The following is a 9,088-nucleotide window of genomic DNA, read 5'->3' on the forward strand; positions in this document are numbered from 1 at the left end:
AGTCTTGACGAATTTGAGAACATGGAAACCACATGCCATGCAATAGCAGTTATTTTCATACATTGGGGTGACGGAGCGGCGTCATGAATGTTTTATCGCCAAATAAATTTACAGTTTAGTAGACACTGGAGAGGGTGCCGCAAGTCGCGAAAATCGACTTGCAGCCCTTGAAGTCCGCGGGTACGGGGGCCGCAAGTCGAGAAAATCGACTTGCAGCCCTTGAAGTCCGCGGGTACGGGGCTGCAAGTCGCAAAAATCGACTTGCAGCCCTTGAAGTCCGCGGGTACGGGGCCGCAAGTCGCGAAAATCGACTTGCAGCGCTTGAAGTCCGCGGGTACGGGGGCCGCAAGTCGAGAAAATCGACTTGCAGCCCTTGAAGTCCGCGGGTACGGGGCTGCAAGTCGAGAAAATCGACTTGCAGCCCTTGAAGTCCGCGGAGTGGAGCATCTCCGTCGTCTGATCCTGGTCGAGTCGACCAGGAAAGCAGGCAACTCCACACCGACATTTTATAAATTCTATTGTGGTGAGAAAAAGCGCCAATAGCGCGAGAGGCCGATGGCTCTTCGCGCTGTTGGCGCTTTTTTCGTTGCTGTTGCCAAGCTATGCCGTTAATTCGCGGTAAGCCTCCGGCGTCAGGAGCTTGGAGAGAGCTTCTTCAAGATCGCCTTCCACCTCTACCTCGATCATCCAACCGCCTTCGTAAGGCTCGTTGTTAATCAGCTCGGGCTGATCGACTAACGTCTCATTAATCTTCGTGACGATTCCAGACACCGGACAATAGAGCTCGGATACCGTCTTGACGGATTCGATGGAGCCGACCGAGTCGCCCGCCGAAACCGCCGCTCCCACCTCCGGATATTCCACGAACACAATGTCGCCGAGCAAGCTCTGCGCATGATCGGTAATGCCGATGCGAACCGTATTGCCTTCTGCTTTCACGACCCACTCATGCTCGTCGCTATACTTCAACTGCTCTCTCACTTCGCTCATTTGGGATTCCTCATTTCATCATATCAATCTTGTCCAAAAGATACCGTATTCCTCTTAGGAATGTCAATCCTGTTCCCGTTAATTGTTCCTCGGTCAAATTCATATTGACACTTCACTGTAATGAATTATAATAAAACAGGGCAAACACATGCAAACTACATACGCGGATGAAGGTAACGGGAGAGATTATCGGTTTTCGAGATAACGCCGAAGGAGTAAGCCGATTTAGCGGTGAATCTCTCAGGCAAAAGGACCTTTACTGGACGCATCTCTGGAGAGCATTCTGACTAACGGCAGCCGAGGCGGCCGATTAAATGAATCACCCAAGGGGAAACTCGCGGAAGCGAGGCAACTCTCAGGTACAAAGGACAGAGCAGGGGAACATTCTTAAGCTGGCGCAGCTTTATTTTTGCTGGCTTTTCGGATCCCCCTGCCTGTCCTTTTTCGCATATTCGCATACCCAAAAATAAAGCATGAGGTGATACCATGACTGAATTACTGCGTACCCCGCTATTCCCCGTTTACTCGAGCTTTCCCGGCGCGCGCTGCATCGACTTCGGCGGCTGGGAGCTTCCCGTCCAGTTCAGCGGCATTCTGAAGGAGCATGAAGCCGTGCGCACGAAGGCAGGCTTGTTCGACGTCTCTCATATGGGCGAATTTCTGGTGAGCGGCCCGGGAGCCGAGAGCTTCCTGCAGCGCATGCTGACGAATGATGTTTCCCGTCTGAGCGTCGGCGCCGCGCAATACACGATTATGTGCTACGAGAACGGCGGCACCGTCGATGATCTGCTCGTCTACAAGCTTGCCGACGAGCAATTCATGCTCGTAGTGAACGCATCGAACATCGATAAGGATTTCAATTGGCTCCAGGAGCATCTGGAAGACGGTATAACGCTTGTTAATGTGTCGGAGAAGACCGCGTTGCTGGCGCTGCAAGGCCCGCTTGCGGCGGAAATTCTAGCGGGACTGACCGATGCTCCCCTTGCTTCGTTGCCATCCTTTCACTTCCTGCAAAATGTTTCGCTGTCTGGCGTGACAGCTCTGCTCTCGCGTACCGGCTATACCGGCGAGGACGGCTTCGAGATCTATTGCTCCGCGAAGGATGCGGTTACCGTCTGGAACGGCCTTATGGCCGCAGGAGAGCCGCTCGGTCTGCAGCCGATTGGCCTTGGCGCGCGCGATACGCTTCGCTTCGAAGCCAGATTGCCGCTGTACGGCCAAGAGCTGTCCGCATCGATTTCCCCGCTGGAAGCCGGACTTGGCTTCTTCGTCAAGCTGGACAAGGGCGATTTCGTCGGCCGCGAGGCGCTTGCGAAACAGAAGGAAGACGGTATGCGCCGCAGAACAGTAGGACTGGAGATTGCCGAGCGCGGCATTCCGCGTTCCCACTATCCGGTTTTCGCCGATGCGGGCGCGGCTGCCGAACCGATAGGCGAAATAACGACCGGCATGCAATCGCCCACATCCAAGCGGAATTTGGGACTCGCGTTAATCGACAGCGCGTTTGCCGCGCAGGACGCGAAGCTGTGGGTAGAAATTCGCGGCAAGAAATTCGAAGCCGCCGTTGTAAAGACGCCATTTTACAAGAGAGGGGATATCAACTGATGAAGCACCGTTACTTGCCAATGACCGAGCAAGACCAGGCTGAGATGCTGGCCGTAGCCGGCGCAGAAACGATAGAAGATCTATTCGTGGATATCCCGGCCGAGATTCGCTATTCCGGCGTAATGCCAATGTCCGAGCGACTCGGCGAACAGGCTCTGCTGAAGCATATGCGCGGCCTTGCGAACAAGAATGCCGACTTTGACCGATACGCCTCCTTCCTCGGAGCCGGCATCTATGATCACCATATTCCCGTCGTCATCAATCACGTCATCTCCCGTTCTGAATTTTATACGGCGTACACGCCTTATCAGCCGGAGATCAGCCAAGGCGAGCTGCAGGCGATCTTCGAATTTCAATCCTATATCTGCGAGCTGACGGGCATGAAGGTTGCCAACGCCAGCATGTATGACGGCGCGACGGCGCTTGCGGAAGCAGCCGCTCTTGCGAGCGGCGCTACGAAGCGCAAGAAGATCGTCGTCTCCCGCGCCGTGCATCCCGAGGCTCGCGAAATTCTGCTAACCTCGGCGCATGGACTTGGCCTGGAGGTTGTAGAAGCCGGCTGCAAGAACGGCGTAACCGATACGGAGGCGCTTGCCGAGCTTATAGACGACGCGACAGCCGCCGTGCTGCTGCAATCGCCGAATTTCTTCGGCTGCATCGAGGATGTGCGCGCGATTGAGGGGCTCGTTCATGCGAAGAAGGCTTTGCTTGCGCTCAGCGTGAATCCGCTGTCGCTTGGCAAGCTGGAATCGCCCGGAGAGCTCGGCGCCGATATCGTGGTCGGCGACGCGCAGCCGCTTGGCATTCCCGCATCGCTAGGCGGACCGACCTGCGGCTTCTTCGCCGTAGCCGAGGGGCTGATGCGCCGCATTCCAGGAAGAATTGTCGGACAAACCGTCGACCAGGAAGGAAAACGCGGCTTCGTGCTGACGCTGCAAGCCCGCGAGCAGCATATTCGCCGCGAGAAAGCGACCTCGAATATTTGTTCCAACCAGGCCTTGCTTGCGCTCTGCGCATCGGTGTATATGTCGACGCTCGGCAAAGCCGGCATGCAAGAAGCGGCACTGCTTAATCTGCGCAAATCGCATTACGCAGCGCAGATCGCCGCGGCTTCGGCAGGCAAGTTAAGCCTGGAGTTCTCCTCCCCTTTCTTCAACGAATTCGTCGTGAAGCTGCCAGCAGGCTCGGACATCGCTTCGATTAACGAAAAGCTGCTGGCCGCGGGCTTCATCGGCGGCTATGATCTCGGCATTGCGTATCCCGAGCTTGAGGGCCGCATGCTAATTGCCGTCACAGAGCAGAGAACGAAGGAAGAAATCGAAGCATTCTTCAGCGAATTGGAGGCGATCGTATGAAACCGGAAAAAGCGCTCATATTCGAATTGACCAAGCCGGGCCGCATCGCGTATTCCTTGCCGGAATGCGATGTTCCCGAGCTGGAGGCCGCGGACATGATCCCCGAATCGCTGCTGCGGTCGAAGCCTGCCGAGCTTCCCGAGGTATACGAGGTGGATGTCATTCGCCATTACACAGAGCTGTCGCGCCGCAACTTCGGCATCGACAACGGCTTTTACCCGCTTGGCTCCTGCACGATGAAATATAATCCGAAGATTAATGAGGATGTCGCCAGATTCCCGGGCTTTGCGAAAATTCATCCTTATCAGCCGGAGGGAAGCATTCAAGGCGCGCTCGAGATGCTGTACACGCTGCAGAATGATCTTGCCGCGCTGACCGGCATGGATCAGGTTACCCTGCAGCCGGCAGCCGGCGCGCATGGCGAATGGACAGGGCTTATGCTCATCCGCGCATACCACGAGAGCCGCGGCGAGAAACGCACGAAGGTGATCGTACCGGATTCCTCGCATGGCACGAACCCGGCCAGCGCCACGGTTGCCGGCTATGATACGATTACCATTCCGTCGAATGAGCAAGGCATGGTCGATCTGGACGCGCTTCGCGCCGCTGCCGGAAGCGACACGGCCGCGCTCATGCTGACCAATCCGAGCACGCTTGGCCTGTTCGAGAAGCAAATCGTCGAGATTGCGGCAATCATTCACGAAGCTGGCGGTCTGCTTTACTATGACGGAGCCAATTCGAATGCGATTATGGGCATTACGCGCCCCGGCGATATGGGCTTTGACGTCGTTCACTTGAATTTGCATAAAACGATGAGCACGCCGCATGGCGGCGGCGGCCCTGGCGCCGGTCCGGTCGGCGTGAAGAGCCGGCTCATTCCGTTCCTGCCGAAGCCGATTGTGAGCAAGCGCGAGGACGGAACGTTTTACTGGGACTATGACCGTCCCGAATCCATCGGACGGGTCAAAGCCTTCTACGGCAACTTCGGCATTCTGGTGCGCGCGTATACGTATATTCGCACCTACGGGCCGGACGGCCTTCACAGAGTATCCGAGCTCGCGGTGCTGAACGCCAACTATATGATGCATCGTCTTGCTCCTTATTACGAGGTCGCCTATCCGGGCGTCTGCAAGCATGAATTCGTGCTGTCCGGCAAGAAGCTGAAGCAATACGGCGTGCGGACGCTCGATGTCGCGAAGCGGCTGCTCGACTTCGGCTATCATCCGCCTACGATCTATTTCCCTCTGAATGTGGAGGAATGCATCATGATCGAGCCGACCGAGACGGAGAGCAAGGAGACGCTCGACGGCTTCATCGACACGATGATTCAGATTGCGAAGGAAGCCGAGGAAACGCCTGAGCTGGTGACCAACGCTCCGTACACAACTGTCGTGAAGCGCCTCGACGAGACGAACGCGGCCCGCAAGCCTTTGCTGTTCTGCACATGCGGGACTTGAGAGGTTAGAGAAGTCAGCAACCATACCCTGTGAGACCTGGCTTGCAGTATGTAGCTTGCAGTCTCCGACTTTGCTCTCACTAGCTACTGTTTAACTCGCGGTATCTGGCTTGCTCTCACTAGCTTGCTGTCACTAGCTTGCAGCCACAAACACAACTAGCATCTTCCAGCCTCCACTCCAGCGTTAAAAGCGGGAATGGAGGCTCTTCGCTGTTCAACAGCAATTCGAGCCCGGTTGCATTTAACAGTGAGCCGATTAAGGATCAGGCTCTATTTAACAGTGAGCCGACTACGTGACAGCGGGACTGCGGCTCAATAAAGCAGCAGTGCTGTGCTGGAATTTCTCCTGTTTATTTATCACTCTCACCCTGCATTTCAAAATCTGATGGAATTTCTCCACTATATTTCCTCGCTACAGCTACATTTAGCTCCCATTCGTTAAATAAACTGGAGCTTTTCCAGCATAAGTTCAAAATATCGATTTTCATTAAGAATATACTGGAGTTATTCCAGTTTATCGGATATTGCCACTGATTATATGACCATGCACGCCTCATAATTGACTCTTCCCAAGCAGCCATTCCCCCATCTCCGTCCACCAACCAACGTAAAGCAACAACAAGGAGCCCGACAGACACTGATCGTGTCCAGCCGGGCTCCTTCTCTTCACTAAATCTTCATTCTCGCCAGGCCTTTCGCCTCGCTGCGTCGTCGTTTCGTTCTCACCACGCCCCTCGTTCTAGCTGCTCCGCGCCACATCACCCGTTCTCGCTACGCCTTCGTTCTAGCCAGCAAGTACAGAAAGTACGGCGCGCCAATAACCGCCACCACGATGCCTGCCGGAATCTGCGACGGCTGAAGAATCCAGCGTCCGATTGTGTCCGCGAGTAGCACGAGCAAGGCGCCGAGCAACGCGGATGCGGGAATCGTATATTGATGCTTCACGCCGACCAACCTCCGCGCGATATGCGGACCGATCAGCCCGACGAAGCCAATGCCGCCGCTGACGGCTACGCTCGCTCCTGCCAGCGCCACCGCTGCCGCAATGAGCTTGATCTGCTCTCTGCTCACCTGCAAACCCAGTCCAAGAGCGGTCGGCTGTCCCAAGTTGAGCACATTGAGCGTTTGCCCCTTGATCATCACATAGGGCAAAAGAACGACAATCCACGGCAATAAGGCGATGACGAACTTCCATGTCGAGCCCCAGATGCTTCCGGCGAGCCATGTTGCGACAAATTGATATTGCTCCGGATTGAGCCGAAGCGTCAGCACGATCATCGCCGCACTGATGCCGGCCGCTACGGCAATGCCCGTAAGCAGCAGACGGGTCGCGGTCAATCCTTCGTTCCGCTTATACGCGAGTGCGAAGATCAGAATAGCCGTCGCTCCCGCTCCCGCCAGTGCAAGAATCGGAAGCAGGAAAACCGGCGAGCTTCCCTTGACCGGATAGAACGATATGTAGAGCATAACCATCAGTCCTGCGCCCGCATTGATGCCGAGTATGCCTGGATCGGCAAGCGCATTGCGCGTGATGCCTTGTATAACGCAGCCAGACACCGCAAGTCCCATGCCAATCAAGATTGACAATACGATTCTCGGCAACCGGAAATCAAATAACGTTAAATTCTCCATATCGGAACCAAATCCGAACAATGTGCGCAGCACGTCAAACGGAGATAATCTAATAAAGCCCGTATTCATGCTGACCAGAAACCCTATAACAATAAGCGCAAATAAGGAAAGTAACACCACAAAAGCCCGTCTTCTGACTCGCTGTTCCACGGTTGGCAATGAGGATAATTGCTTCATACCTACAGCTCCCTCCTTTCGCTGCGTGCAAGAAAGAGGAAGAACGGTACGCCGATGAGCGCAATCAAAGCCCCGACCGGCGTCTCTGCTGGAGGATTCACCATGCGCGCGCCAAGATCGGCCAGCATGACAAGCAGGCTTCCAAGGACCGCCGAGCATGGAATAATCCAGCGATAATCCACGCCGACAAGCTTGCGGGTCAAATGGGGAATGATAAGTCCGACAAAGCTGACGGCGCCGACAATCGAGACAGCCGCCCCGGCTAGGATAAGCACCAGAATCGTTCCCGCCAGTCGCACGAGCTGCGTCCGCTGCCCCAGGCCCCGGGCGATATCTTCGCCCAAACTGAGCATGGTAATGGATTTCGACAACAGGATCGAGCCCAACAGCGCAGCTGCAATCGGTATGCACATGATTTTCAATTGAATCCACTTCGTTCCCGACAGCGCGCCTGCATACCAGAACGCCAGATCTTGACCAATGTTGTAATAGAGCGCAATTCCCTCGCTGAGCGCCATGAACAGAGCACTTAACGCTGCGCCTGCAAGCACAAGCCTCAGAGGCGTCAATCCTCCCTTTGCCATCCAGCCAATGCCGAATACCAGCACGGCTCCGAGCGCCGCGCCGACGAAGGAGAAGAGTATAATTTGCAAATAAGGCATGCCCGGGAAGAGCGCGAAGCATATTGCAAGCGCGAATGCCGCTCCGGCATTCAAGCCCAGCAGACCGGAATCGGCTAGCGGGTTGCGAGTCATGCCCTGCATAATCGCTCCGGCTACCGCGAATGACGCTCCCACCATAGCGCCTCCCAATATTCTTGGAAGCCGCAGCTCCCAAATAATATTATGATCCGTATTGTTGCTGTCGAATTGGAACACTGCTTCCCAAACCACGCGGAAGGAAATATCTGCTGCTCCGAAGGAAACAGATAAGACGAACACGAACGCAGTTAACATGATTCCCCCGAAAATAATAAAGGTTGCCGCAAGGGGACGAGTGCGAAGCTTTTGTTTTTTCAAGCTGTTCTCTGATTGATTCTTACGCGAATAAACGTTCATAGCTGCTCCTAACCACCCAATGATATTGATTCTCATTAACGCTGTAATTGAGTATAATGCAAAACCTTCACTTACACAATGCAATTTTCCCCAATATGTCAGCAACATTGATCCCATTATTGCTTTTTCTACCTGCATTGCGAGCTTCAACAATACCTGCAAATTCACCGTCGACAGTGCCGCCGAACAAGGTGAAACGGCTAACGGCGTCCTTGGCAAACAGTAACCTGCTCTAACGGACATTTGGTCACCTTAAACTGCTTTTTTCGCTGCCTATTTTCTCTAACGGACATTGGGTCGCCTTAGCGATTAAATCGAACGAATAATCGACGTGATTAGTCCGCTAAGCGGAACAAATGTCCGTTAAAAATCTGAGCTGGCTCAAACGAGCTTCTAAAGGTCGAAAATGTCCGTTACAGTTGCAAGCGTTCATATAGAGAAAGTATGGCGAAATCATATACTTCCCTATATTTAGGAAAAACTCCTGACCGCATCCTTGAATCGCTGTGAACTGTTCTAACGGACTTTTTAGAGGCTGCCAATTCATTGTTGTATCCGTGAGCCCATGGCTATTTGTCAAGGCGTGTAGCGTAACGGTCACCATTGAGGCTGTCGATTAACTGTGGATCACCTGCTTATGGAGCACCTCAGCCAGTCCCGCATTTGAAGCGGCAGAGCTGAAAATCTGCGCTAGAGCGCTAGTCGGAGCGCCCTCCGAGGCAGCAGAGCTGAAAATCTGCGCTAGAGCTCCAGTCGGAGCGCCCTCCGAGGCGGCAGAGCTGAAAATCTGCGCTAGAGCTCCAGTCGGAGCGCCC

At 54.5% G+C, this 9,088-nt stretch carries 8 protein-coding genes and 2 riboswitches; of the genes, 3 read left to right on the top strand and 5 right to left on the bottom strand.

Annotated elements, in window-relative coordinates; all coding sequences use genetic code 11:
* Positions 1–600 precede the first annotated feature (600 nt).
* Entirely contained in the window at positions 601–990 is a 390-nt protein-coding gene (gcvH, locus tag HFP08_RS28480) for a glycine cleavage system protein GcvH (protein ID WP_168124022.1), read from the bottom strand.
* A gap of 167 nt (positions 991–1,157) precedes the next feature.
* A riboswitch (glycine riboswitch) is annotated at positions 1,158–1,256 on the top strand.
* A gap of 3 nt (positions 1,257–1,259) precedes the next feature.
* A riboswitch (glycine riboswitch) is annotated at positions 1,260–1,364 on the top strand.
* A 112-nt stretch (positions 1,365–1,476) separates the two neighbouring features.
* On the opposite strand from gcvH, the gene gcvT reads away from it, so the two are divergent.
* From gcvT to gcvPB, 3 genes are read left to right on the top strand one after another with little or no spacing between them, the layout of a single operon-like run.
* Complete coding sequence (gene gcvT, locus HFP08_RS28485) at positions 1,477–2,595, top strand: glycine cleavage system aminomethyltransferase GcvT (RefSeq protein ID WP_168124023.1); 1,119 nt, start codon at positions 1,477–1,479, stop codon at positions 2,593–2,595.
* On the top strand, positions 2,595–3,950 hold the full coding sequence (gene gcvPA, locus HFP08_RS28490) for an aminomethyl-transferring glycine dehydrogenase subunit GcvPA (RefSeq protein ID WP_168124024.1): 1,356 nt from the start codon (positions 2,595–2,597) through the stop codon (positions 3,948–3,950). Before gcvT ends, gcvPA begins: the two co-directional genes overlap by 1 nt.
* Positions 3,947–5,407: an aminomethyl-transferring glycine dehydrogenase subunit GcvPB gene (gene gcvPB, locus HFP08_RS28495; RefSeq protein ID WP_168124025.1), complete on the top strand. Its 1,461-nt coding sequence runs from the start codon at positions 3,947–3,949 to the stop codon at positions 5,405–5,407. The genes gcvPA and gcvPB overlap by 4 nt, the downstream gene beginning before the upstream one ends.
* Before the next feature lie 349 nt (positions 5,408–5,756).
* Here gcvPB and HFP08_RS28500 read toward each other — a convergent pair whose 3' ends face one another.
* From HFP08_RS28500 to HFP08_RS29085, 4 genes are all read right to left on the bottom strand, one after another.
* Positions 5,757–5,987: a hypothetical protein gene (locus HFP08_RS28500; protein ID WP_168124026.1), complete on the bottom strand. Its 231-nt coding sequence runs from the start codon at positions 5,985–5,987 to the stop codon at positions 5,757–5,759.
* Between the two features lie 190 nt (positions 5,988–6,177).
* Positions 6,178–7,215: a FecCD family ABC transporter permease gene (locus HFP08_RS28505; RefSeq protein WP_168124027.1), complete on the bottom strand. Its 1,038-nt coding sequence runs from the start codon at positions 7,213–7,215 to the stop codon at positions 6,178–6,180.
* Between the two features lie 2 nt (positions 7,216–7,217).
* A complete protein-coding gene (locus tag HFP08_RS28510) occupies positions 7,218–8,273 on the bottom strand; it encodes a FecCD family ABC transporter permease (protein WP_168124028.1) in 1,056 nt (351 codons plus the stop codon).
* Between the two features lie 616 nt (positions 8,274–8,889).
* On the bottom strand, positions 8,890–9,088 hold a 199-nt coding region (locus tag HFP08_RS29085; RefSeq protein WP_206109343.1), incomplete at its 5' end, for a hypothetical protein.

The organism is Paenibacillus sp. HB172176, assembly GCF_011947265.1.
In the GTDB taxonomy this organism is placed as follows: domain Bacteria; phylum Bacillota; class Bacilli; order Paenibacillales; family Paenibacillaceae; genus Pristimantibacillus.

Bases quoted from the DNA above. Each gene is read 5' to 3' on its own strand.
- HFP08_RS28500 (WP_168124026.1), bottom strand. From the start codon at position 5,987: ATGGCTGCTTGGGAAGAGTCAATTATGAGGCGTGCATGGTCATATAAT.
- gcvPA (WP_168124024.1), top strand. From the start codon at position 2,595: ATGAAGCACCGTTACTTGCCAATGACCGAGCAAGACCAGGCTGAGATG.
- HFP08_RS28510 (WP_168124028.1), bottom strand. From the start codon at position 8,273: ATGAACGTTTATTCGCGTAAGAATCAATCAGAGAACAGCTTGAAAAAA.
- gcvPB (WP_168124025.1), top strand. From the start codon at position 3,947: ATGAAACCGGAAAAAGCGCTCATATTCGAATTGACCAAGCCGGGCCGC.
- gcvT (WP_168124023.1), top strand. From the start codon at position 1,477: ATGACTGAATTACTGCGTACCCCGCTATTCCCCGTTTACTCGAGCTTT.
- gcvH (WP_168124022.1), bottom strand. From the start codon at position 990: ATGAGCGAAGTGAGAGAGCAGTTGAAGTATAGCGACGAGCATGAGTGG.
- HFP08_RS28505 (WP_168124027.1), bottom strand. From the start codon at position 7,215: ATGAAGCAATTATCCTCATTGCCAACCGTGGAACAGCGAGTCAGAAGA.